Consider the following 25,418-nt stretch of genomic DNA (forward strand, 5'->3'; position numbering starts at 1 on the left):
GCTTCCGTCGTCAGGCGGCCCTTACAGACCGACCTTCAGCGTCAGGAAAAACTGCTGCGGCGCGCCGACCATCAGCGTCGCATTGTCGCCGCTGTTCCCAAAGCCGTTGGTGCCGATCGTCGACACATACTTCTTGTCAAACAGGTTGGTGACGTTGCCCTGCAGCTCCAGCTTCCGCCCACCCAGGTCGAACTTGTAGCCGAGCGTCGCATCCACCACCACGCGGCCGTCCACGAACTGGTCGTTGGTGTAGGTGAAATAGCGCTTGCTCATGTAGTTCGCGCCGACGCGCGCATTGAACCCCTGCCCCGACCAGGTCACTTCGCCCTTCAGCATGTGCTTGGGCGAGTCGACGACGGTCTTGCCCTTGGTGAGGATCGTCGCGGTGGCCGTCTTTACGTTATCGCGATAGGTCGAGTCATTGTAGCTGTACGAGCCGAACAGCCCGAAGCCCATCGGCAGCCGCAGATCGCCGGTCGCTTCGAAGCCGATCGAGCGGGCATCGCCGACATTCTGCAGGATCGCCGGATTGCCGACAATGCCGGCGCTGGTCGTCACTGCCAGCAGGCGGTTGCGGAAGTTGACATAATAGCCGGCCAGCGATCCGGTGAAGATGCCCGAACGGTAGCGCGCGCCGGCTTCGAAGGTGTCCGAAGCTTCCGGCTTCAACTTGGTGGACCCGCTGTTGAGCGCGTTGAAGCCCTCCTGCGTGGTGGCGAACGGGCCGCTGGTGCCAGCCGACACGAAGGCACGCGTCACCTGGGTAAAGCCGGCGAACAGCTCCGCATCGCCGGTGACGCGGTAGTTCACGCCCACATGCGGCTGGAACCAGTCGGTCACCTTGATCTTGCCGCCGGCGAGGCTGCCCGCAACGATCGGCGTCGCGCGGTTGGTGACGGCGAAGCCCTTCCAGCCCAGGTTCGCAGTCAGCGCGCCGAGCTCGATCTTGTCCTGCACATAATATTGCACCGTGTCCGTCTGGTAGCGCCAATACCACTGCGTCGCGAACGGACTGCTCTGGAACGACAGACTGTCGCGGCCCGCATCGGTACGGCTGGAGAGCGCATAGAAGCGCCGCGCCTGGCGGAAATTGTTGCGCTCGTACCAGCCGCCGACGGTGATGTCGTTCATGCCGATCTTGGTGCCCACATTGCCGAACACGCCGCCGCGACGGATGTCATATTCGGTGGTGCGCAGCGACATCGGCGTGCCGTTGGGCGAGTTCACATAGGGCGTGAACCACAGCCCCTGGCCATGGTTGTTGTGGAAATAGCCCTTCAGCGCACCATGGACCGCCGAACCGCCGGTCGTCTCGATGCCTGCCGAGGCGAGATAGTCACGGCGCAGGCCAGCGGCGTTGTAATAGGCATCATCCAGGGACGTAATCGGCGCGGGGAAGGTGGTGCCTGCCGCGGCATTGCTCGGTGCGTTGCCGGTGATGTCGGACAGGCCGTCCGGGCCGGGCTTGCCGGTGGCATTGTTCACATTGTCGATATTGTTGGCGATATCGGCCAGCCGGATCGTCTTGGCATAGTCGTTGGAGATGTTGTCCCAGCTGTAGCCCAGGCGCTTGATCATGCCGAGCGACATGTCCTGATAGTCGTTCTCGCGCCGGTCAGAGAAGCCGAACGTGCCCACTACGCGGAGCTCCGGGCTCAGCGGCGTGACGATCTTGCCGTTGACCTGATTGACGCGCTGCGCCCCCCAGCCCTTCCACTTGTCGGTATCCGAGTGGAGGTAGGAGAGATAGGCGCGGGTGCCGCCCGGGGTGAGTTCGCCGAAATCGAGCCGGCCGAACACGCGCCAGAAATTGTCGCTGCCGCCCGTGGCATTGACGTCGATGCCGAGCTTCTCCTTGGGGTCGCTCGACAGGAACTCGAGCGTGCCGCCCAGATTGTTGGTCGCCTGCGTGTCGATCGAGCCCGAGCCCTGCGCGACGCGAGTCTCGGCGATGTTCTCGCTGATGATCGCGCGGCTGATGTGCAGGCCGTTGACGTTGCCGTAGCTCGCGTCGCCCAGCGGGATGCCGTCGAGCGTGAAGCCCAGCTGGTTCTGGTTGAAGCTGCGGATCGAGATCCGGCCCGCCCATTCATAGGCGCCGAACGGATCCGCGCCCTGGAAGTTGACGCCGGGCAGCTTCTCGATCGCCTTGAGCGGGCTGGTACCCGGCGCGAGCAGGGCAATGTCGGCCTGGGTCAGCGTCTGGACCTGGCGGGTCTCACCCTTGCCGATCACGACGATTTCGTCGGCGCCGCTTTGCGGCTGGCTGTCGTCGACCAGATTGGCGGTGGTCGAAGTCTGCGCGAACGCCGCGCCGGCAGTGAGAAACGACGTGCCGGCGAGAAGGCCGGCGGCAAGCATACGGATGCGCATGCGCGTGGATCCCCTTGGGAAAGCACAGGCCCCTCGCCCGTGCTGGGCCGCCGCTACGCGCGCTGCGTTGCAACATTCGATAGTTAACGCTTCATTACCAAGACTCTATCGTGACGCTTCGGTGATGCTTCGATTTACCCTTCGGAAATGCCCGGATTTCCCGTTGGCGGGCGCGGTCGCAATACGTTAGCCACGACACACGTAGCTCCTCTTGTGTTGCCGAATTGCAACACTATCTGCTGGTCAACTTCGAACAGGGATCAGGCATGAACCTCGAAAAATTCACCGACCGCGCCAAGGGCTTCCTGCAATCGGCGCAGACCGTGGCGATCCGCATGAACCACCAGCGGATCAGCCCCGAACATCTTCTGAAGGCGCTGCTCGAGGACGAGCAGGGCATGGCCAGCGGCCTGATCCAGGCGGCGGGCGGCGACGCCAAGCGCGCGCTCAGCGAGACCGACCTGGCGCTGTCCAAGATCCCGGCCGTCAGCGGCTCGGGCGCGCAGCATACCCCCGGCCTCGACAATGACCTGGTCCGCGTGCTCGACCAGGCGGAGACGATCGCGCAGAAGTCCGGCGACTCCTACGTCACCGTCGAGCGGCTGCTGGTCGCGCTGGCGCTGAGCCTCAATACCGCTGCCGGCAAGGCGCTGCAGGCGGCGAACGCCAAGCCCGAGGCGCTCAATACCGCTATCAACAGCATGCGCGGCGGCCGCACCGCCGACACCGCGTCGGCGGAAGATCGCTATGACGCGCTCAAGAAGTTCGCCCGCGACCTCACCGAGGCGGCGCGTGCCGGCAAGCTCGATCCGGTGATCGGCCGCGACGAGGAAATCCGCCGCACCATCCAGATCCTCGCCCGCCGCACCAAGAACAATCCCGTGCTGATCGGCGAGCCCGGCGTCGGCAAGACCGCGATCGCCGAGGGCCTCGCGCTTCGCATCGCCAATGGCGACGTGCCCGATACGCTGAAGGACCGCACGCTGATGGCGCTCGACATGGGCAGCCTGATCGCAGGTGCCAAATATCGCGGCGAGTTCGAGGAGCGGCTGAAAGGCGTGCTCGACGAGGTGAAGGGCGCCGAGGGCCAGATCGTGCTGTTCATCGACGAGATGCACACGCTGATCGGCGCCGGCAAGGCCGAGGGCGCGATGGACGCCGGCAACCTGCTCAAGCCCGCGCTCGCCCGCGGCGAGTTGCACTGCATCGGCGCGACCACGCTCGACGAGTATCAGAAGCATGTCGAGAAGGACCCCGCGCTCCAGCGGCGCTTCCAGCCGGTGTTCGTCGGCGAGCCGACGGTCGAGGACACGATCTCGATCCTGCGCGGCCTCAAGGAGAAGTACGAGCTGCACCATGGCGTGCGGATCACCGACGCGGCGATCGTCGCGGCGGCGACCCTCTCCAATCGCTACATCGCCGACCGCTTCCTGCCCGACAAGGCGATCGACCTGATGGACGAGGCCGCCAGCCGCATCCGCATGGAAGTGGAATCCAAGCCCGAGGAGATCGAGACGCTTGACCGGCGGATCATCCAGCTCAAGATCGAGCGCGAGGCGCTGAAGCGCGAGACCGACGAAGCTTCGCGCGACCGGCTCGCCACGCTGGAGGAGGACCTCGCCAATCTCGAGCAGCAATCGGCCGAGCTGACCACGCGCTGGCAGGCGGAGAAGGACAAGATCAACGCCGAGGCGACGATCAAGGCGCAGCTCGACCAGGCGCGGATCGAACTCGACCAGGCACAGCGCGCGGGCGACCTCGCGCGTGCCGGGGAGCTGTCCTACGGCGTGATCCCGCAGCTTACCCGCCAGCTCGACGAGGCGCAGAACGTCACCAAGGGCGCGATGCTGCGCGAGGAAGTGACCGCCGACGACATCGCGGGGGTGGTTGCGCGCTGGACCGGCATTCCGATGGAACGGATGCTGGAAGGCGAGCGCGAGAAGCTGCTCCACATGGAGGAGCAGCTCGGCAAACGGGTGATCGGCCAGGCGGATGCGGTGAAGGCGGTCTCCACCGCCGTGCGCCGCAGCCGTGCCGGTTTGCAGGATCCGAACCGTCCCTTGGGCAGCTTCCTGTTCCTCGGGCCGACCGGCGTCGGCAAGACCGAGCTGACCAAGGCGCTCGCCGAATTCCTGTTCGACGACCCCAACGCGATGGTGCGCATCGACATGAGCGAGTTCATGGAGAAGCACGCGGTCGCGCGGCTGATCGGCGCCCCTCCGGGCTATGTCGGCTATGAGGAAGGCGGCGTGCTCACCGAAGCGGTGCGGCGGCGGCCGTATCAGGTGGTGCTGTTCGACGAGGTGGAGAAGGCGCACAACGATGTGTTCAACATCCTCCTCCAGGTGCTGGACGACGGCCGCCTGACCGACGGCCAGGGCCGCACCGTGGACTTCTCGAACACGATCGTGATCCTGACCTCGAACCTGGGCAGCCAATATCTCACCAACCTGGCCGATGGGCATGGGGTGGAAGAAGTCGAGCCGCAGGTGATGGACGTGGTGCGGGCGCATTTCCGGCCCGAGTTCCTCAACCGGCTGGACGAGATCATCCTGTTCCACCGGCTGGGCGCGGATCACATGGCGCCGATCGTCGACATCCAGGTCGGCCGCGTGGCGAAGCTGCTGAAGGACCGCAAGGTGGGCATCGACCTTTCGCCCGCGGCGCGGGAGTGGCTGGGCCGGGTCGGCTATGATCCGGTGTACGGCGCGCGGCCGCTGAAACGAGCCGTGCAGAAGTACCTGCAGGATCCGCTGGCGGACCTCATCCTGCGCGGTGCGGTGAAGGACGGGTCGACCGTGCATGTCGATGAAGGGGATGGGGCGCTGACTCTGCGCGTGGGGTAAACAAGGGAAGGGACCGCCGGGCGGCGGTCCCCTTTTCTGCGGTTTAGTTCGGACTCCAAGGCGAATAGGGCGCCGCGCGAATCCATCGCGTCGCAACCCATTTTGCGCCGGCACGCACCGGCAGGCCGGCGTGGCGCGACCGTGGATCGGGCCGTCCGTCCTCCAGCACATTGTCGAAGACCAGCGCGTCGCCGCCCCGCGCGACGACGTCGATGCCGAGCTGCTCGAACCGGGTTTCGCCACCGACAAAGCCTTCGTTCAGGTACAGCAGCACCGTCTTGATCCGCTGGTTGGCCGATCCGGTGATCGCATCGAGATGCGGCCGATACTGCTGTCCCGGCGAATAGCGTAGTAGAGACAACTGCTCCCCTTGGCCGACATCGGTGCCAGTGGCGGCCGCCACCCGGCGGAGAATGGCCTGGACGACCAGACTTTCCCGCGTCGGACCGATCACGGCGTTGTCGGACGTCCGCACCGGATGGTGCACCATGCGATTGGTAGCCGGATCGAACACGAGCGCCGGCCGGAGCAGGTCAGCGGCTGACAGTGCGAGATGCTCGCACTCGGCTGGCGTCAGCAGCTTCGGCAGCCGGAAGATGCGGGGAGAATCGTTCAAGACCTCCACGTGCGGCAGATGTGTCGGATCGCCAGCAGCGTCGAGCGCCATGGCCTCCACCAGCGCGAGGTGGTCGCGGGCGATTGCATTTCCCTGTTCGGCCGCGCTCCGCAGCAAGCCGAGCGCACGGGGCCAGTCGGGGCTGCCGCCTGCGCCGTTCGCGACGAGCGCAACTTCCATCAGCGCGGCGTCGCCATGGCCGGCCTTTGCCGCAGCGTTCAGGGCGAGCATCGCGCGCGGCAGATCGCGCGTGATCGGCGAGCCCACCAGCAGCCACATTGCCAGCTGGAAGCAGGCGTCGCGATTTCCCGAAGCGCTGTGGCGCTCCACCAAAGCGACGGCACCGGGCACGTCCCCCGCTTGCAGCAGACGATCGACGACGGCGTTGGAATAACCGAGTGCCATCGAACTCCTTCAAAAAAAAGGGAGCGGGCAAGCCCGCTCCCCTCGCATTAGCAGCATTGCCGCAAGCTTAGAACTTCACGTTGAAGCCCGCATACATACGACGACCGATGTTGTCGTAGATACCCGAACCGCCACCGATGCCGGTGGAGCCGAGCGGCGGACGCTCATCGGTGAGGTTGTCGACGCCCAGGAAGAACTGCTGCTTCGGGCGGATCGACACGCCGAGGCGCAGATCGTGATAGGTAACCGCGCGGTACCAGGGGATGTCGGCAAAATCGAGATTGGTCGCCGGACGGCCCTGGAAGGATTCAAGCGCCTCGATCGACGTTGCCGCCATCTTGCTCAGGTACCGCAACTGGTAACCGAAGAAGAACTTCCCGAACTTGCCGTCGATGTTGATGTTGAAGGCATCGCGCGGATCGCCGACTTCCGCACGATAATTATCCGCGAAGCCGGGCTGTGTCGGATCGAGGAACGCCTCGTTTGTCAGCTGGTGGGTGTACACGATACGGCCATTCAGGCTGTTCTCCGGCGAGAACTTGTACAGGTACGAGACCTCGGCGTTGATGCCGCGCACCTTCAGCTGCGCGTAGTTCAGCGGCCGCTCGAGCAGGCTGCCCTCAAGGATGCGGAACGGCGTACCGGTAACCGAGCCAGCGGCATCATCACGCTTGAAGATGTTGCAGAACTGGTTGTTCGTCGTCGGCGAGTCGTAGCAGGCGTTGGCGACCTGCTGCGGCGTCGGCGACGTTATCACGTTGTTGACCGCGATGTTGTAGTAGTCGACCGTCACCGACAGACCCGGGATCATCGCCGGCTGAACCACGACACCATAGGTGTAGGAGTCCGACTTTTCCGCCTGCAGGTTCGGGTTGCCCGACGCTGACGTCTCCAGCGACTGGGCATAGTTGTAGTTGAACCCGCTCCCCACAGCGGCGGCGCAATTGGCCGGACGATATTGCGTGCCGTTGGCCAGGTTCGCCTGCGAGCAAGGGTCGCTGAAGCCCGGCGCGAAGTTCTGGCCGGGTGCCGCGTACAGCTCGGTCAGGTTCGGCGCGCGCACCGAACGCGAATAGGCCGCACGGAACATGATGCCCTTCACCGGGCTGTACGTGCCGTCGAAATTATAGGCCCAGACCGTACCGGCGCCACCCTTGTAGTCGGAAACGCGGGCAGCTGCGTTCGCCGTAAGCTGCTTGACGAGGAAGATGTCCTTGAGCAGCGGCAGGCTGAGCTCGCCGAACGCTTCCTTCACCTCGAACGACGGCGGATTGAATTCGGCCAGCGCGTTGTAGAAGGTGTAGCCCGCCTCGACGAGCGGATCGGCCTTGAAAAACGCCGTCTCCCGGCGATATTCGCCGCCGAGCGCCACGCCGACCGGGCCACCCGGCAGGTTGAAGAAGGTGCCGGTATCGCCCGAGACGAAGCCGGTGAAGTCCAGCTGCGTGATCTTGCCGCGCGAAACCGTGTTCTGCAGAACGTAGTTCTTCGCATCCTGCGAGATGTTGCCGGTGCCGAACGGGTTCAGCGGCTTACAGGCGGCAATGTCCTTCTGGAGGATGGCATCGTTGCCGACGAAGTCCTCCGCGCGGTCAGGATCGATCTGCGAGGCGCAGACGATCTGGCCGCTGCCGTTGCGTGCGGAATCCAGCGCCAAGGCGAGGCGCTGGGTGTTCACGTTGCCGAGCACCTTGGTGTTCTCGGTGAACTGGCCATAGTTGCCCGCGACTTCGTAGCGGAAGTTCGAGCCCAAATCGCCGCGAACGCCGCCGACGATGCGGAAGGTCTCGCGACGCGCCTCTTCCGAACGCATGCCAAGGTCGGTCAGGTTCTTGCGCATGATGAAGCGGGTGCTGTTCCCGATGTTCGCGGCCGGCACGCCGCTTGCGATCAGCGCATTGGTGATCGTCGTACGCGCCTGCGACGAAAGATACGGGTTGTCGAGGCGCGGACGCTCGTACAGCGCGTCGATCGTGCTGCCGGTGAAGAACGCAGGGCCGGAGCCACCGGCGCTGAACGATTCGGTCCGCACATATTTGGCTTCGACGAACGGCACGAACGCGCTCGAAATGTCGAAGTGACCGATTACGTTGACGGCGTAGCGGTCAAGCCGGGGAAGGAGCTGCACCAGCTTGTCTTCGCGGCGGGTGTTGCCGTTACCGCCGATGAACGAACCGCCGGGCGCAACGCCAGTGACGCCCGAGGCCGAGGTGGAAGCCGTAGTCGCGTTCTGGACGCCGACGCGCGATCCGGTCTGCTGGATCAGGTCGCCGTTCGACGCGAAGATGTAGTTACAGGTGAACGGGCGGCCGTTCGGGAAGGCCGCGCTGGTCTGGCTGTCGCGTCCGCACGGCGCGGTGCCGAGGGTGGTCGACGGCGAGAAGGAGACCAGGCCGCCGCTGTAGATGCTGGCGCTGCGCACGTCGCGGAAGAAGACGTTGTCCGGAACGCCGTCGGAGCCGTTGGGGAGGCCCGCCGGATCGTTGTCGACGGTCAGCAGCGTGTCATTGCGTGCATAATAGCTGCGATCGGACGCGAACAGGTCGTTCTGGTGCGCATATTCGAGGTCGACGGCGATGTTGCCGCGACCGCCCGCGAAATTCTTGCCGGCGAGCAGGCTGGCCGAATAGCTGCCGGCATCCTTTTTGTCGGTGATCGAGCCCTGGCCACGCATCTGCAGGCCTTCAAAGTCCTGCTTCAGCTTGAAGTTCACCACGCCCGCGATCGCGTCCGAACCGTAGACAGCCGAGCTGCCGCCGGTGAGGATCTGAACGTCCTCGATCAGGTCGGTCGGGAAGGTGTTGAGGTCCGGGGAAACCGCGTTGCTCAGAATGTCGGCACCGACATGGCGGCGACCGTTGACCAGCACGAGCGTACGCTGGGTGCCGAGACCGTAGAGGTCTACCAGGTTGAGGCCGCCGGTGCCGAGGAAGCGCGACGAGTTCTGCTGGCTGTAGGTGCTGCGGACCTGCGGCAGATCGTTGATGACGTCGCCGATCGAAATGCGCGCGGTCTGCTGCAGCTGCTCCGCAGTGACAACGGTGACCGGGGTGGCGCCTTCAAGATTGGGTCGCGCAATGCGCGAGCCGGTGACGACGATGTCCTGCGCTGCAGGCTCTTCCTGCTGCGCACCGCTGCTTGCGGTGTCCTGCGCGTATGCCGGCAAGCCGGCGAACGCGCCTGCGCTCGCCAGGACCAGCGCCGACAGCGCCGTTCCGGTCCGCAGACCCTTTTGCATCTTCTTCATGGATGTCCCTCATTTTATCCCGGCTGCGTTCCCCTCGCCGGAATTGTCTCCCCTTCCGCCGGCAGCGCCCCATGCACAGCCGGCAGAGATGGCATGAAGGAAGCAAGGAATGTTACCGGCTGTAAAGCCTCCATTCATCATCTAGCGACGCACCCGCGACAACGTCTCTAATTTGCAACAGTGTGGAAATTATGTAACCACATCAATGTCGTTCTCGTAACATTATATTGCAGAGTGTCGCAGCGTGCTCAAAAACACAGCACGCAATAGCTTGCACAACCGCCGAACCGCACTGGGTTCTTTTGGGGCATGCGGAGCGGACTGCCCGGCCGACGAGAGCGACGGCTCCATACAAGGCAATCCTCACCTGCGAGCAGCGACCGGTATTGATGTCCCGCACCATGATCGGAGCGCTTCGGTCGGTTGGAGCGCGCGCCGCGACCCTAGGGTGACTGCACCGCCAGCTCAGCCCATTAGGCTGAGCAACAGTTCGGTACAGGCTGCCCCACGGGCGCTTTGTGGCAGTCGTCCCTCGCCCGGCGGAGGGGGACACCATTGATGCCGGGCATGGATTATGAGACGTTTTTCGCTCGATTATCATGGAGGCATCAAATGATTGGCTCGGTCGCGCTCCTTCTCGCTATCGCGCAAACCGCATCTCCCTCTGCCGCCGCGCCGGCTGCCGCGCCAAAAGTTCGCTGTGTCCGCGTGGAGGAAACAGGCTCCTTGATCCGCAAAAAGCGCATCTGCCACACCCAGGGAGAATGGCGCCTAATCGAGCGCCGCGACGACACCGAACTGAATCGCATGCGCGATCGCACGCCGATCAATTCACAGCGGCCCAACGGATAAGCCACCAGCTTCCAACAAAAAGGGGGTGGGCACCGCTGCCCCCCCCCGAAGTCTCTTGTCGCTAAAGCGACTGATCAGAACTTCAGCTTGACGCCCACCGCATAGCGACGGCCCAGCGCGTCGTACGTCGACGGATAGGTGTTGCCACTGTTGAACGAGGTCGACCCGATCGTGTTGCCGACGAGGGGCGGCTTACGATCGAACAGGTTCGTCACCGTGAACGTGAAGTCGAAATTGTCGGTTGCCGCAAAGCGGGTCGCAAGATCGAAATAATGCGCCGCCTTGATGTGGCGGAACTGCTGCGCGGGCGGATCGGTATCGTCGTTGTTGTCGTTCAACAACTCCTGAACGGCAAGCGGCTCATAGTCCATCTTGCCGATGTAGCGCCACAGCAGCGACAGATCGATCCGCGAGAAGCTGAGCGTCGTGCGCTGGTTGAAGCTGAACTCCGGCTGGATTGAACCACGGAAGTTGATACCAGCACCCGGGCTGCCGCAGCTGTTGGAATAATAGCCGACGCATTCGCGAATAACCGAAACCGGCGTCGCCTGGAACTTCGACGAGTGGGTCCAGTTACCCGAGAAGTTCAGGTCGAGCTTGGCGAAGTTCAGGTCGCGGCGATAATTGACCGTCAAGTCGACGCCATCCGTCCAGATGCGGCCGGAGTTGGAATAAGGCAGCGGGACGAAAGCAGAAGCCGTGCCGAACAGCGAGCCCGTGGCGGGATTGCGACGGATCGCGGTGCAGGCAGGGTTGCTCGGGTTCAGGCCAGGATTGTTGGCCGTGAGGAAGCAGGCGTTCAGCGCATCACCGAACGAGGGCTGACTGATCGCATCGCGCACGCGGATATTGTAGTAATCCGCCGTGATGGTCAGACCCGGCACGAAGGTGGGGTTCAGCACCACGCCAGCCGTCCACGTAGTCGCCTTTTCGACACCCAGGCGGAGATTACCGCCGGTGCGATTGTTCGGCTGCGCCGACGGTTCCGCTTCGATGCTGCCGATCGAGGAAGCGGGGGCACCTTGCGCGATACAGATCGCGCGAAGCTGTGCATTGTTCACCGGCGCCACGCCTTGGCAGGGGTCGGTGGCGAAGTTGTCGAGGCCGGTCACCTGCGGGCTGAACAGCTCGCTAATGTTCGGTGCACGCGCGGCCTTCTGATAATTGCCGCGGATCTTCAGCCAGCTAGTCGGCTCCCAGTTACCGCCCGCCTTCCAGGTCCAGTTGGTACCCGCGATCGAGTAATCCGAATAGCGCGCGCCGAGTTCAAGAGTCAGGTTATGGAAGAGCGGCTTGTCCTGAACCAACGGCGCAATGAGCTCCGCAAAGGCTTCCTTGACGTTGTAGGTACCACGTGAATCCGGGTTGGCAGCGCCCGCGCCGAGCACTTCGTCCGGCGTCTGGCTCGAAAGATCGGAGCTGCTCTCGGCCACGTAGCGCCGATATTCGCCACCGATGGCGAAGCCGATTGCATCGTTCGCACCGGGCACCGCGACCCCGAGGTCACCCGAGACGACGCCCCGAACGGTGGTGAGCGACGTCTTGGTGGCCGAGCTGGTCGGGATGTTCAGATAGGCAAACATCTGCGGCGTGATCGACCCGGCCGCGCCGAACAGATTGATTGGCACGCAGTCCGATGCGCCGTTGGCACAGCTTTGGGTGTTGTTCGCAAGCAATGCCGACTGCACGCGCGAGAACAGGCCCTGCCCCGTGCTGCGCGAGGTGTTCTCGCTCTCGCCATAGCTGCCCGACAGGTCGAAGTTGATCGTGCTGGTGATGTCGCCGCGAAGGCCGGCACGCAGCTGGAACAGCTGCGTCGTGTACTCCGAAATGCGCGAGCCGCCTTCGACGAAACGGCGGGACAGCGTGGCACCAAATGTGTTTTGGCCAATCACCGGCGCCGCCGTCGACGAAGCTGCCGCGGCGCAGGCAGCCGCATTCAGACCGTTGGCGGCGCAAGCGGCGTTGCGAACGGCCGCGGGCAGATACGGGTTGTTGTAAGGGATCTGATAGGTAAGACCGAAGGTCCCCGACGGCGCAATGATCGTCGACACCTTGGTCTTCGAGAACAGCCCTTCCGCATAGGCCTCGATCCCGTCCTTCACTTCGTAACGGCCGGTGCTGTACAGGCTGTAACGCTCGAACGGCGTCTGGAAGACGTTGTACGGATTGAAGTTGAAGAGCGCGAAGGTCGGATCCAGCGTACCCGAGGCCGGGTTGAACTGCTTGGTGCCGTTGCCGTCGCCCAGGTTCAGGCGGATCGGAACAGTCGTACCGGATCCTGCCTCCTCACCGCTCACCGAATCGATCTGCGCAACCGAAATGGCGCGATCGCCTTGGTAAACCGGATTGGCCTTTTGATAACCGAGGCTGAGGGTAACATTGCCACGCCCATCAGCAAGATTGGCACCGGCAGTCAGATCGACGCGGAAGACGTTGCCGTCGCCGCGCTCGGTGAGCTGCTCGGAAGCATTGACTTCGAGGCCCTTGAAATCCTTGCGCGTGATGAAGTTCACCACGCCCGAAACGGCGTCCGCACCATAGGTGGTGGTGGCGCCACCAGTGAGGACATCGATCCGCTCGACCAGCGCCAGGGGAATGATGTTCAGATTGACCTGGCCGTTGAAGTCCGCCGGCACCAGGCGCGAACCGTTCAGCAGCACCAGATTGCGCTGCGGGCCCAGGCCCCGAAGATCGACGAAGGAGGAACCGCCATTGCCGTTGTTTACCGACGAACCGATGCTAGGCACGACGCCCGGCAGCGACCGCAGCACCTCCTCGGCGACGTTGCTCTGCCGTAGGGACAGCTCCTGCTGCCCAACAACGTTAACGGGGCTGGAGGACGTGAGATTGGGATTGCGGATAAGCGTTCCCGTGACGACAACTTCGCTGCCGGTATCCGCAGCCTGGGCCGGTGCCGGATCGGCCGGTGCGACCGTCGTGTCGCTGCGAGGCGCGGGCGCGTCCTGCGCCGCAGCCGGTGTCGCTGCCAACGCACTTGCCACGGCAACTGCGGACAACGCAATCCCACCACGCAACTTACTATACGCTCTTTTCATTGGATTCCCTCATTCTGCCCTACCCCTTATTCATGGGCAAGGAATGCCTCCCCAGCACCCGACCGTAAGCGGGCCGGATCGAGATGGGAGGCAAGGAAGCAAGGAAGCTAGCAAAGTGTAAAGTTGCGAACGCAACGACGTCTACGGTTTTCCGTACATGTCTCTAAAACGCAACAGCTTTAATCAGAAATGTCCGGCAATCGCTTGGCTAGGTAATAAAATTTCGGAGCAATGCGCACTGTTGCTGAGGAACCGGGCAGAACTGATTGTAACTGCGAAGAGCCGGAAGCGCCGCGCTGCAATTTGGCGGCGCGAATCATGCAAGCTATCGGAGATATCGGCCCTTATGGCGATCGGAACGGGATCGCCCCTGCCACCAGCAGCGGGTCGACCCGCGCACCTCGCCACATCAGACCCCAGTGCAGATGCGGTCCCGTCGCGCGACCGGTCGCCCCAACTGCACCGAGCAGCTGGCCCTGACGAACCACCGCCCCCTCCGCCACGTCGATCCGCGAGAGGTGCAGGAACGCGCTCGACAGGCCCATGCCGTGATCGAACATCAGCAGATTGCCTTCCAGTGTGAACGGCGCGTCCGCGGCGAGAATCACGACGCCATCGGTCGGGGCACGTACGGGGGCGCCTGTAGGCAGCGCGATGTCGATGCCAGAATGATAGGCGCCGGGCTCGCCGGCATAGATTCGCTGCGAACCAAATAGCGTGGAGATGCGGCCGGTGGCTGGCCAAGCGAAGCGCTGGCGCCACCCCTCCGCTGCAGTCTGCAGCGCCCGGGCGGCCTTGATGCGGGCAAGTTCGGCCGGACGCCGCGCCTCGAATTCCGCGCTGGGCACCGGATATTTCGGCAGCTGGTCCAGCCTGGAGATGTTCCAGCCGCGCGGCGCGATCTGCAGCTCCTCGCGCACCGTGCGCCCGGCGCCAGCCCTCGCCTCCAGCACCGCAAGGGGCGCCGCATCGCGATCGAACGCAACAAGGAAGCGGCGATCGGGCGCGAAGGGGATCGGCTGGCCGTTGAACTGCAGTTCGGTGGTGCCGGGGGGCACCTGCCCGCGCGCGATGCCGCCCTGCTCGAAGCTGCCGTCGAGCGCGAAGGCATCACCCCCCGCCCGCGCCGTCCGCGCCGCAAGCGTCGTCGCCAGCATCGCCGCGGCGAACCGCCGGCGGTCGATCATGCGTCGAGCAATGCCTTGGTCGCCGCCTCGGGCGTGGCATAGGCTTCCTGCCGCGCCACGCTCCAGTAGCGCAGCGAGTCGAGGGGCACGCGCTCACCCGTTACCGCGCACAGCACATGGTCGCCGGGCGACAGGACGCGAAAGCCATTGGCCATATAGTGCAGCTTGGCGACGCGAGCGGTGTTGGACATCAGCATGGGCGGCGCCATTCCTGCGTTCGAGTGGGTTGGATGCGCCTCACAGCAGCGTCGGCTGTTCGGGCTTGGGCGGAACATAGGCCTTGGCCGCGCCACGCTCAACCCGGGCATCCACCGAACCGTCGGCGAAATGCAGCGTCACGGCCTGCGCGGCGCGGGCATCCTCGGCCGAGGCGACCACCTTGCCGGTGCCGCGCCCCTCGACCCAGGCATAGCCCTTCTTGAGCGGCAGTTCGGGATCGAGCAGTTCGAGATGGCGCCCCATCGCCGCAAGCCGCTCGGCGGCCGTGGCGAAGCGGCGTTCGAGCGATGCGAGCTTGAGCGCTTCGGCTGGGCGGGCGAAGCGCTGGCGCAGAAGTAGCAGCTCGCGGTCGGCCGCGCGATCGAGCGCGATTCCGCCCAGCCGCTGGCGCGCCGCGGCCAGCCGCTGCTCAAGCGTGGCGGGGCGCAGCGCCGCCCCCGCACGATCCAGGTGCCCGCGCGCCACTGCCACGCGTCGCTCCAGCGCAAGGCCGAGGCGCGCGCCAGCGTCGTCCAGTCGCTGGCGCTGGGGACCGAGCAGCGCATCGCGCCGCGGCAGCACGCGCACCAGCGCCGCAAGCCGCTCGCCTGCGCGTTCGTGATACCGGCGCACGCAGCGCTCGGTGCGGTGCGCCAGTGTGGCGATGCCGTGGCGGACCTCGGACAGCACCGGCACCGCAATTTCCGCGGCGGCCGTCGGCGTGGGTGCGCGGAGATCGGCCGCGAAGTCGCACAGGGTGGTGTCCGTCTCATGGCCGACGGCGGAGATCACCGGGATGGAGCATTCGGCGACCGCACGGACGACGACTTCCTCGTTGAACGACCAGAGATCCTCGATCGAGCCGCCGCCGCGGGCGACGATCAGCAGGTCCGGGCGCGGTACCGGGCCGCCGGGCCGGATCGCGTCGAAGCCGCGGACCGCTCGCGCCACCTCCTGCGCCGATCCGTCGCCCTGCACCTTTACCGGCCAGACCAGAACGTGGCTGGGGAAGCGATCCTCCAGCCGATGGAGGATGTCGCGGATCACCGCGCCGGTGGGCGAGGTCACTACGCCGATCACCCTGGGCATGTACGGCAAAGGCTTCTTGGCGCGCGCGTCGAACAGCCCCTCGCCCGCCAGCTTCGCCTTCAGCTTCTCCAGCAGCGCCATCAGCGCGCCTTCGCCGGCCAGCTCCATCCGCTCGATGACGATCTGGTATTTGGAGCGGCCCGGATAGATGGTGAGCTTGCCCGTGGCGATCACCTCCAGACCATCCTGCGGCTGGAAGGGCAGCGCGGACGCGGCACCGCGCCAGATCACCCCGTCGATCACCGCGTCCATGTCCTTCAGCGCCAGATAGGCGTGGCCGGAGGCGGCGCGCTTCCAACCCGAAATCTCGCCGCGCAGGCGGACATGGCCGAACTCGCCTTCCACCATTCGCTTCAGCCGGCCCGAGAGTTCGCTGACGCTCATCGGCGCCGCGTTGTCCCCGGGCACCGCCTCGGCTACGAGCCGCGTCGATGAAGTCTCGAAAAGGGGGTCGGCCATGAACGTCCTGCTACTGGGTTCGGGGGGGCGCGAACATGCGCTCGCCTGGAAGCTCGCGCAATCGCCGCTGCTGACGCAGCTTTTCGCCGCACCGGGCAATCCGGGCATAGCGGCGCATGCCACGCTCGTCGACCTCGCAGCCACCGATCCGGCGGCAGTGCTCGCCTTTGCACAGTCGCATGCCATCGGGCTGGTCGTCGTGGGCCCCGAAGCGCCGCTGGTGGCGGGCGTCGGCGACGCGCTGCGCGATGCGGGAATTCCGGTGTTCGGGCCCAATCGCCTGCCTGCACAGCTGGAAGGCTCGAAGGGCTTCACCAAGGATCTCTGCGCGCGCGCGGGCATCCCCACCGCCGGCTATGTCCGTGTGCACGGGCTGGACGAAGCGCTGGCGGCGCTGGAGCCGTTCGGCCTGCCCGTGGTCGTCAAGGCGGACGGCCTTGCCGCCGGCAAGGGCGTGACCGTGGCGATGACGCGCGAGGAGGCAGTAGGCGCGCTCACCGCGATCTTCGCCGATGCGGGCGCCAGCGCGGTGATCGAGGAATTCCTCGACGGCGAGGAAGCCAGCCTGTTCGTCATCACCGACGGGACGAGCGCCGTTCCGTTCGGATCGGCGCAGGATCACAAGCGCGTCGGCGAAGGCGATGTCGGCCCGAACACCGGCGGCATGGGGGCGTACAGCCCGGCGCCGGTACTCACGCCCGCGCTGGAGCGCGAGGCGATCGAGCGCATTGTCCAGCCGACCATCGCCGCGCTCGCGGCCGAGGGCATCCCCTATTCGGGCGTGCTCTATGCCGGGCTGATGCTCACCAAGCATGGCCCCAAGCTGATCGAATATAATGCGCGCTTCGGCGATCCCGAATGCCAGGTGCTGATGCTGCGGCTGGAGGACGACCTTCTCGAGTTGCTGCTGGCGACGGCGCGCGGCGAACTGGCCGGGCGCCCGGCGCCCCGCTTCCGCGCGGACACCGCGCTAACGGTGGTGATGGCGGCACGCGGCTATCCCGGTACGCCGGAGACCGGCGGCAGCATCGAAGGGATCGACGCGGCCGAGGCCGGCGGCGTGCAGGTGTTCCATGCGGGCACCAGGCGCCAGGGCGATGCGCTGGTGGCAAGCGGCGGCCGCGTGCTCAACGTGACAGCGATGGGACCGGACATCGCGACGGCGCAGGCGGCCGCCTATCGGGGCGTGGACGCGATCGCCTTTCCCACGGGCTTCTGCCGACGCGACATCGGCTGGCGCGAACTCGCACGCAGCCGCGGCTGACGAACCGGGGAGGCGGCTGCATCCGCAGCCGTCTCCCGACGGCAAAAACCATCGCAGCCACTTGTCGGCGCGACTGGTCATCCAGCGATGTCGGAAGAAATTGGCGCGCCCGGAACGATTCGAACGTCCGACCCTCAGATTCGTAGTCTGATGCTCTATCCAGCTGAGCTACGGGCGCGCGGTGAGGTGCGGCGCCTAAACGAGGATCCGGGGTAGCGCAACCCCTTTTTGCATCCCTGCATCAATTATCGCGATAGGGCAGCATATCCTCGTCGAACGAGCGCGGTTCGTTGCAGTGCCAGGTTGCGCCGTCCCACCGGTCTTCCCGGTCATCATACTGGATGAGCGTGCCTTCCGGGCAGCCCAGCGCGACCAGCTCGTCGCGGCAAAAGGCCCGGCCCCGATCGAGGTCGACAAGGTCGACATCCAGGATCGCGCAGGCGGGCCGCCACTGGCCGGCATCGTCCAGCGTCTCGATCATCGTGCCGCCGCCGCAGGTGCCGAGCCCGGCGATGCGCAACTCGGCATCGAGGAACACGCCGTAGCGGCCCTCGCGCTCGTGCGGATCCATGTCGCCGGGAAAGGCGACCGACACCGAATGCGTGTCGAGCGGCTCCGCCAGAAGGGCGTCGAGCCCGGGAAGGAACCGCTCGATCATCGCATCATCCTCGCAAGGTTGCGCCCAGCTTCGCCGCCGCCGCGACGACCTTGTCGGCCACGGCCTTCAGGTCCGCGTCGGTGAAGCTCTTTTCGCCCGGTTGCAGCGTAACTTCAACCGCGAGGCTCTTCTGCCCCTCCGGCACGCCTTGGCCGGTGAACAGGTCGAACAGCCGCGCGTCGACGATAATGCCCTTGTCCGCGCCCTTCACGGTGCGGACGAGATCGCCTGCCGCAAGCGCGGTCGGCACCAGGAAGGCGAAGTCGCGCGTCACCGCCTGCAGCGCCGGCGGCGTGAAGGCCGGACGGGTGAAGCCGGTCGCCTTCTTCGCGGGCAGCGCGTCAAGGTGGATCTCCACCGCAGCCACCGCGCCGTCGAGGTCGAACGCCTTGAGGACGGAAGGGTGCACCATGCCGAAGCTGGCCAGCACGTTCTTCGGCCCCAGCCGCAGCGTCGCCGACTGGCCGGGATGGTAGGCGGCACCCGCCTCCCCCATCACCTGCAGGTTGGCGACCGGGGCCCCTGCGGCCTCCAGGAGCGCCAGCGCCTCTGCCTTGGCGTCGAACGCGTCGAACGGCTGGGCCTTGCCGGCCTGCCAGCCGCGCGCCGCCTTCGATCCCGCCAGCACCACGCCGAGCGTCAGTCGCTCCTTGTCCGCCAGATAGCGGCGGCCGACCTCGAACAGGCGGACGCTGGTGGCGCCGCGCTTGAGGTTGCGCTCCGCCGCGGCGAGCAGGCCGGGCAGCAGCGAGGGGCGCATGACCTTCATGTCCTCGCTGATCGGGTTGGCGAGCGTCCAGGCGCCGCCGCCGAACACGGCCGCCTGCGCTTCGGGCAGGAAGCTCCAGGTGATCGCCTCGTTCAGCCCGCGCGCGGCGGCGGTACGGCGCATCCGGCGCTCGAGCTTCTGCTCGGGCGTGGCGGTGGGCGTCGCGACACCGGGGGTGCGCGGGAGCGGAACCGAGGGCACGTTGTCGATGCCGGCGATGCGGATCACTTCCTCGACGATGTCCGCCGGGCCGTCGACGTCGCGGCGCCAGCTCGGCGCGGTGACGCGGAACGCCTCGAAGTCGCCGCCCAGGTCCACCGGATCGCCATTGCCGTCGAGCGGCTGGACGACGAAGCCGAGGCTCTCCAGAATCTCGACCTGCTGATCGGCCGGCACGGCGAGGCCGCCGAGCGTTTCGGCGAGCGCAGGATCATAGCCGACCACCGCGCCCACCTTGGGCGGCGTGCCGCTGCGAGTGACGTCGCTGGGGGTGCCGCCGCACAGCGCCAGCACCAGCCGGGTGGCGATCGCCAGCCCCTCGTCGAGGAACGCCGGATCGACGCCGCGCTCGAAGCGGGTGCGCGCGTCGCTGGTCAGCAGCAGCTTCTGCCCGGTGCGGGCGATATGCTCGGGATCGAAATAGGCGCATTCGATCAGCACATCGGTGGTTTCGTCGGAACAGCCGGAATGCTCGCCACCCATGATGCCGCCGATGTCGTGCACCGCCGAATCGTCGGCGATCACGGTCATCGCATCCGTCAGCGTGTAGCTCTTGCCATTCAGCGCCAGCACGGTCTCGCCGTCCTGCGCCTTGCGCGCGACCAGCCCGCCCGAAAGCTTCGCCATGTCGTACGCATGGAGCGGACGGCCGAGCCCGAACATCACGAAGTTGGTGATGTCGACGAGTGCGGAGATGGGCTTCTGCCCCACCGCCTTGAGGCGCTGCTGCAGCCAGTCCGGCGACGGGCCGTTCTTCACGCCGCGCACGATCTGGCCGTAGAAGGCCGGGCAGCCCGCCGCATCGTCGGTACGCACGTCCGGACCCGCCCCCTGCGGCGTGATCGTCGGCAGGTCCGCGACCACCGCATCGAGCGGCTTGAGCGTGCCCATCCCCGCCGCAGCGAGGTCGCGCGCGATGCCGCGCACGCCCATGCAGTCCTGCCGGTTCGGCGTGATCGAAACGTCGATCACCGGATCGTCGAGACCGGCATAGTCCGCGAACGCCGTGCCGATCGGCGCGTCCTCGGGCAGTTCGATGATGCCGTCATGATCCTCACCGAGCTCCAGCTCGCGCGTCGAGCACATCATGCCGTTCGACTCGACGCCGCGAATGGCGGAGAGCTTCAGCGTCATGCCGTTCGCCGGCACCACCGCACCGGGCAGGCCGAGCACGCCAACGAGGCCCGCGCGCGCGTTCGGCGCGCCGCACACCACCTGCAGCGGGCCTTCGCCGAAGTCGACGCTGAGGACCTGCAGCTTGTCGGCCTGGGGGTGACGCTCGGCGGTCAGCACGCGGGCAACGCGGAATCCGGTCAGCCGCTCGGCGGGGTTCTCGACGCCCTCGACTTCGAGGCCGACACGGGTCAGCGCCTCGAGGATCTCGGTCAGCGAGGCCTCGGTTTCCAGATGCTCCTTGAGCCAGCTCAGGGTGAACTTCATGCGCCGACTCCCCCGCTCAGCGTGGGCACGTCGAGGGCCGAGAAGCCGTAATGCTTGAGCCAGCGCAAATCGCCGTCGAAGAAGGGGCGCAAGTCGTCCATCCCATATTTGAGCATCGCCAGCCGGTCTACGCCGGTGCCGAAGGCGAAGCCCTGCCATTCCTCCGGATCGAGCCCGCAGGCCTCGATCACCCGCCGGTGCACCATGCCGCTGCCCAGCACTTCCATCCAGCCGCCGCCGGGCGCGTCGCCGCTGCCGCCGATCACGCGCTTGCCGTCCTTCCAGGTGAAGCCGACATCGACCTCGGCCGAAGGCTCGGTGAAGGGGAAATAGCTGGGGCGCAGGCGCAGCACGATGTCGTCGCGCTCGAAGAAGGCCTTGAGGAAGGTCTCCAGCGTCCATTTGAGGTGACCGAGCGTGATGCCCTTGTCGATCACCAGGCCTTCGATCTGGTGGAACATCGGCGTGTGCGTCGCGTCCGAATCCGAACGATAGACGCGGCCCGGCGCGATGATGCGGATGGGGGGCTTGCTGCTGGTCATCGTACGGATCTGCACGGGGCTGGTGTGCGTGCGCAGCACCATCGGCCGTTCGTGCTCGCCGGCGATATAGAAGGTATCGTGCATCGCGCGCGCCGGATGCGTCTCCGGAATGTTGAGCGCGGTGAAATTGTGCCAGTCGTCCTCGACCTCGGGGCCGGTGGCGACCGCGAAGCCGAGATCGGCGAAGATCTCGGCCAGTTCGTCCATCACCTGGCTGACCGGGTGGACCGAGCCGGGGGCGACGCCGTCGACTGGCAGCGTCATGTCCACCGTCTCGCTGGCGAGGCGGGCGTCGAGCGCGGCCTGTTCCATCGCGGCCTTTCGGCTCGCAAGCGCCTCGGTGACGGCTTCGCGCAGGCTGTGGATCCGGGGCCCCTGTTCCTGGCGCTCTTCGGGGGTGAGCTTGCCGAGCGTCTTGAGCAGGCCGGTGATCGCGCCCTGCTTGCCGAGCGCCTGGACGCGCACCGCCTCCAGCGCATCGAGCGCGGTGGCGGCGTCAATCGCGGCAAGCAGCTCGCCGCGCAGGGTATCGAGATCGGTGGTCATCGTTTTCCGTTCACTGTGCGAGATGGCTGGAACCCCAGACGGGCCCCTAGGTCAAGGCGTTTGAGGGTCCGCTACACCCGGCTGCCGAGCAGCGCGGCGCCGAACGCCACGAACACGCCGCCGGTCACCCGGTTGAACATCCGCTGCCGCGCCGCCGGTGCCAGCCATGCCGCGAGCGAGCGGCCGCCCAGCGCATAGACCGAGAACCAGAAAGCCTCGATCACCGCAAAGGTGGCAATCAGGATCGCCAGCTGCGGCAGGAAGGGCCGGCTCACGTCGAGGAACTGCGGGAACAGCGCCGCGGCGAAGACGATCAGCTTGGGGTTGGACAGCCCCGTACCGAGCCCGGTGAGATACCGCGCCCGCACCGACTGGCGCACCGGTACCGGTGCATCGGCATGCGCCTCCGCCACCGGGGCGCGCGACGCCTTGATGCCCAGCCATACGAGGTAGGCGACACCCGCATAGCGCAGCACGTCGTACAGCCCGGGCGACGCCTTGAGCAGCGCCCCCAGCCCCGCCGCCGAGGCGATCAGGCAGAACATATTCGCGCTCATCAGCCCTGCGGTGGTCGGCAGCACGCTGCGTGCGCCCTCGCGGATGCTCTGCACCATCACGTGGAGCATGTTCGGCCCCGGCGTCATCGACACGAAAAACACGGCGGTGACGTAGAGCCACCAGGTCTTCATCGCCACGGGATCGTCCCTCCCGGTTGGAATGAAAAAGGGCGCCGAAGCCGCAGCCTCGACGCCCCTTGTTCAGCTTGCGCGCAGGTCCGCTCAGGCGGCCTGGGGCAGTGCCGCCTTCGCCTGCGCGATGATGGCGGTAAAGGCCTCACCTTCGTGCATCGCGATGTCGGCCAGGACCTTCCGGTCGAGTTCGATACCGGCCAGCTTGAGGCCGTGCATGAACTGCGAATAGGTCAGGCCTTCGGCGCGAACGCCGGCGTTGATGCGCTGGATCCACAGGGCGCGGAAGCTGCGCTTCTTTACCTTGCGGTCGCGATAGGCGTACTGGCCGGCCTTTTCGACGGCCTGGCGCGCGATGCGGATGGTGTTCTTGCGACGGCCATAATAGCCCTTCGCCTGATCCAAAATCCGCTTATGCTTCGCCTTGGTGGTCGTACCACGCTTCACTCGTGCCATTTTTCAGGACTCCCTTACTTCAGGCCGTACGGCGCCCACGCCTTGACGTGTGCCACGTCGGCGTCGGCCAGCACGCTGGTGCCGCGGTTGGTACGGATATACTTCGAATTGTGCGAAATCAGGCGGTGGCGCTTGCCGGCGACGCCGTGCTTCACCTTGCCCGTGGCGGTGAACTTGAAGCGCTTCTTCACACCGCTCTTGGTCTTGAGCTTGGGCATTTTCGTCTCCTTTTGGTTCGACGATTGCAGACAGCCGCGGCAGCCCTATTAGCCGGACGGTCCCTCGATCGCGGAAAGCGGGGCCCTTAGCGGAAGGCTCGGCGATATGCAACCACCGGGGAACCGCGGGAGCGCAAGGGATTTTGAGGACAATGGCCGATCTGGATGCCCCCGCAATCGCTGCCGAGCAGGCGCCGCCGCCCCGGCCGGCCCGCGCCATGGGCACCCCGCTTGCCGCGACGATCGCCGTCGCCACCAGCCTGATCGGCCTGATGGTGCTCGCCTGGGCGGTGCTGTTCGTCACCAAGGGGCGGTTTCTCAAGGGCACGTTCGAATCGATCGCGAGCAGCAGCGCCGACCGCAAGGTACGCGTCGCGGGCGATTTCCAGCTCTATTTCGCGCCGTTCAACCTGAAGTTCGTGGCCGAAGGGCTGAGCGTCGAGAACCCGGACTGGGCGGGCACCAGCCCCTTCTTCAGCGCCGCGCGAATCGACGCGCGGGTCGCCACCCTGTCGCTGCTCGCGGACCAGAAGCGATTCCAGTGGCTCGGTCTCACCGACGGGCGAATCGATCTGCAATGGGATCGCGACGGCAAGCAGAATACATGGACCTTCGGCAACGGCGGCGGGAAACCGCTGCAGATGCCGCTGATCCAGCGCGCCCGAATCGCCGGCACGCAGATCCGCTATCTCGATCCGCGCCACCAGCTCGACGCAGCGATTCGCGTCGACACGGTGGCAGCGGAGGACAATCGCTTCGCAGACACGATCCGCTTCGACGGCAACGGCACTGCGCGCGGTGCCCGCTTCACGCTGGCGGGGGCGCTGCTCTCCTCCAACAAGACGCTGGCCGGCGGCGAGAATCGCCTGCGCCTCCATGCCGAGGGGGTGCGTAGCCAGGTCGACATTGCGGGCACCCTGCCCGGCGCGACGGTGCTGGAAGGTGCCAAGCTCCATATGGACCTGCGCGGGCAGAACCTGGCCGACGTGTTCCTGCTCGCCGGGATCGCCGTGCCGGATACCCGCACCTATCGCCTGACCTCGGTCGTCACCAAACAGGGAGACGAGTGGCGATTCACCGGGATGAAAAGCCGCTTCGGCGACAGCGACCTTGCCGGCAAGTTCACCGTCGCGCTGCGCCAGCCGCGGATGCTGGTGACGGCGGACCTGTTCACCCATGTCCTCGACATCGTCGATGCCGGCCCCTTTATCGGCTACAACCCCAACGCGCTTGCCGCCCAGGGTGCGCAGGCGGCGGTAACGCAGGTCTCTGGAACCCCGCGGCTGCTGCCGGACGCACCGCTCCGGATCGACGCGCTCAAGAATTTCGACGCCCGGGTCCATTGGCAGGTGCGCACCGTTCGCGCGCCGAACCTGCCGGTGTCGAATATCGAACTGGGCCTCGACCTGAACAACCGGCTGCTCAAGCTGAGCCCGCTCAACTTCAGCCTCGCCCGCGGCACCGTCACCTCGGACATCAGCATCAATGCCCGGAAATCGCCGGTGTTCACCACCTACGACATCCGCCTTTCGCCAACGCCGATGGGGGTGCTGCTCGCCGGTTTCGGTGCCGAGCAATCAGGCACCACCGGCATGCTCAAGGCGCGCATCCAAATGAACGGCAGCGGCAACAGCGTGCGCGATTCGCTTGGCAGCGCGAACGGCCGCATCGCCGTGATCCTGCCCAAGGGCGATTTCTGGACGCGCAACACCGAGCTCGCCGAGTTCGACATCGGCACCTTCGTCCAGAAAATGTTTGAGAAGAAGCTGAAGGAGCCGGTGCAGATCAATTGCGGCCTGATCGGCTTCACCGTGCGCGACGGCGTGGCGGCAGCCGACCCGATCCTGATCGACACGCAGAAAAATGTGATGCTCGGCCGCGGCGGGTTCAGCTTCAAGAACGAGACGGTCGACCTTGCCTTCCGCGCCGATTCCAAGCGGTTCAGCCTGTTCTCCGGCCAATCGCCGGTAGGGATCGGCGGATACTTCGCGAAACCGGCGATCAGCGTGATCAGCCCCGAGCTGGTCGGCCGCGCCGGCACCGGGCTGGGGCTGGGCATCGCCGCGTCGCCGCTCGCAGCGGTGCTCGCCTTCGTGGATTTCGGCGACGCCAAGGCCGCCGATTGCGGTCCGGTGCTTTCCGGCGCCACTGCTGCCAGCCAGCGCGACGCGAAGGGCCGCCCGCGCGACGATGTCGGCCGCGGTACGACCGCCAAGTCCGAAAGCGGCAAGGCCAGCGCCGGCGAAGAGAAAAGGCAGCGCAAGAAGTTTCTCGGCATCTTCTGAT

The 25,418-nt window shown here is 65.9% G+C and carries 17 protein-coding genes and 1 tRNA gene; 4 read left to right on the forward strand and 14 right to left on the reverse strand.

Annotation, left to right across the window (positions count from 1 at the left end):
• Nucleotides 1-21: 21 nt before the first annotated feature.
• Nucleotides 22-2,373 carry a TonB-dependent receptor domain-containing protein gene (locus tag V7E00_RS14370; protein WP_333573311.1) on the reverse strand — a complete coding sequence of 784 codons (2,352 nt, stop codon included), beginning with the start codon at nucleotides 2,371-2,373 and terminating at the stop codon, nucleotides 22-24.
• 266 nt (nucleotides 2,374-2,639) lie between these two features.
• On the opposite strand from V7E00_RS14370, the gene clpB reads away from it, so the two are divergent.
• The gene (gene clpB, locus V7E00_RS14375) at nucleotides 2,640-5,219 is read left to right on the forward strand and encodes an ATP-dependent chaperone ClpB (RefSeq protein WP_333573312.1); all 2,580 of its coding nucleotides are present in this window, start codon (nucleotides 2,640-2,642) and stop codon (nucleotides 5,217-5,219) included.
• 43 nt (nucleotides 5,220-5,262) lie between these two features.
• On the opposite strand, the gene V7E00_RS14380 is transcribed toward clpB, so the two are convergent.
• Nucleotides 5,263-6,240: a 2OG-Fe(II) oxygenase gene (locus tag V7E00_RS14380; RefSeq protein WP_333573313.1), complete on the reverse strand. Its 978-nt coding sequence runs from the start codon at nucleotides 6,238-6,240 to the stop codon at nucleotides 5,263-5,265.
• A 67-nt stretch (nucleotides 6,241-6,307) separates the two neighbouring features.
• A complete protein-coding gene (locus V7E00_RS14385) occupies nucleotides 6,308-9,487 on the reverse strand; it encodes a TonB-dependent receptor domain-containing protein (protein ID WP_333573314.1) in 3,180 nt (1,059 codons plus the stop codon).
• A gap of 612 nt (nucleotides 9,488-10,099) precedes the next feature.
• Between V7E00_RS14385 and V7E00_RS14390 the strand changes: the two genes are divergently transcribed.
• Nucleotides 10,100-10,339, forward strand: a complete 240-nt coding sequence (locus V7E00_RS14390; protein WP_333573315.1) for a hypothetical protein — start codon at nucleotides 10,100-10,102, stop codon at nucleotides 10,337-10,339.
• 74 nt (nucleotides 10,340-10,413) lie between these two features.
• On the opposite strand, the gene V7E00_RS14395 is transcribed toward V7E00_RS14390, so the two are convergent.
• The 4 genes from V7E00_RS14395 to xseA all read right to left on the reverse strand — a co-directional run bounded on the left by V7E00_RS14395 (nucleotide 10,414) and on the right by xseA (nucleotide 16,331).
• Entirely contained in the window at nucleotides 10,414-13,344 is a 2,931-nt protein-coding gene (locus V7E00_RS14395; protein WP_333573316.1) for a TonB-dependent receptor domain-containing protein, read from the reverse strand.
• A gap of 398 nt (nucleotides 13,345-13,742) precedes the next feature.
• A complete protein-coding gene (locus V7E00_RS14400; protein WP_333573317.1) occupies nucleotides 13,743-14,585 on the reverse strand; it encodes a M23 family metallopeptidase in 843 nt (280 codons plus the stop codon).
• Entirely contained in the window at nucleotides 14,582-14,782 is a 201-nt protein-coding gene (locus V7E00_RS14405; protein WP_333573318.1) for a DUF2093 domain-containing protein, read from the reverse strand. Before V7E00_RS14405 ends, V7E00_RS14400 begins: the two co-directional genes overlap by 4 nt.
• A 40-nt stretch (nucleotides 14,783-14,822) precedes the next feature.
• Complete coding sequence (xseA, locus tag V7E00_RS14410) at nucleotides 14,823-16,331, reverse strand: exodeoxyribonuclease VII large subunit (RefSeq protein WP_333573319.1); 1,509 nt, start codon at nucleotides 16,329-16,331, stop codon at nucleotides 14,823-14,825.
• On the opposite strand from xseA, the gene purD reads away from it, so the two are divergent.
• Nucleotides 16,330-17,595 carry a phosphoribosylamine--glycine ligase gene (purD, locus tag V7E00_RS14415; RefSeq protein ID WP_333573320.1) on the forward strand — a complete coding sequence of 422 codons (1,266 nt, stop codon included), beginning with the start codon at nucleotides 16,330-16,332 and terminating at the stop codon, nucleotides 17,593-17,595. The two genes, xseA and purD, sit on opposite strands and share 2 nt — an antisense overlap.
• 101 nt (nucleotides 17,596-17,696) lie before the next feature.
• On the opposite strand, the gene V7E00_RS14420 is transcribed toward purD, so the two are convergent.
• The 7 genes from V7E00_RS14420 to rpmI form a co-directional block, all read right to left on the reverse strand.
• Nucleotides 17,697-17,773: transfer RNA gene (locus V7E00_RS14420), tRNA-Arg, on the reverse strand.
• A 63-nt stretch (nucleotides 17,774-17,836) separates the two neighbouring features.
• Entirely contained in the window at nucleotides 17,837-18,253 is a 417-nt protein-coding gene (locus tag V7E00_RS14425; RefSeq protein WP_333573321.1) for a hypothetical protein, read from the reverse strand.
• Between the two features lie 4 nt (nucleotides 18,254-18,257).
• Entirely contained in the window at nucleotides 18,258-20,681 is a 2,424-nt protein-coding gene (pheT, locus tag V7E00_RS14430; protein WP_333573322.1) for a phenylalanine--tRNA ligase subunit beta, read from the reverse strand.
• Complete coding sequence (gene pheS, locus V7E00_RS14435; RefSeq protein ID WP_333573323.1) at nucleotides 20,678-21,769, reverse strand: phenylalanine--tRNA ligase subunit alpha; 1,092 nt, start codon at nucleotides 21,767-21,769, stop codon at nucleotides 20,678-20,680. The genes pheT and pheS overlap by 4 nt, the downstream gene beginning before the upstream one ends.
• A 71-nt stretch (nucleotides 21,770-21,840) precedes the next feature.
• Nucleotides 21,841-22,458 (reverse strand): LysE family translocator, encoded by a 618-nt coding sequence (locus V7E00_RS14440; RefSeq protein ID WP_443019201.1) that lies wholly within the window; start codon nucleotides 22,456-22,458, stop codon nucleotides 21,841-21,843.
• A gap of 90 nt (nucleotides 22,459-22,548) precedes the next feature.
• Nucleotides 22,549-22,914 carry a 50S ribosomal protein L20 gene (rplT, locus tag V7E00_RS14445; RefSeq protein ID WP_010543146.1) on the reverse strand — a complete coding sequence of 122 codons (366 nt, stop codon included), beginning with the start codon at nucleotides 22,912-22,914 and terminating at the stop codon, nucleotides 22,549-22,551.
• 14 nt (nucleotides 22,915-22,928) lie between these two features.
• Nucleotides 22,929-23,132, reverse strand: coding sequence for a 50S ribosomal protein L35 (rpmI, locus tag V7E00_RS14450; RefSeq protein ID WP_010543145.1), 204 nt, complete (start codon nucleotides 23,130-23,132; stop codon nucleotides 22,929-22,931).
• Between the two features lie 152 nt (nucleotides 23,133-23,284).
• Between rpmI and V7E00_RS14455 the strand changes: the two genes are divergently transcribed.
• Nucleotides 23,285-25,417, forward strand: coding sequence for an AsmA family protein (locus V7E00_RS14455; RefSeq protein ID WP_333573325.1), 2,133 nt, complete (start codon nucleotides 23,285-23,287; stop codon nucleotides 25,415-25,417).
• Nucleotide 25,418: the final 1 nt, after the last annotated feature.

This window comes from Sphingomonas sp., from assembly GCF_036731925.1.
In the GTDB taxonomy this organism is placed as follows: Bacteria; Pseudomonadota; Alphaproteobacteria; order Sphingomonadales; family Sphingomonadaceae; genus Sphingomonas.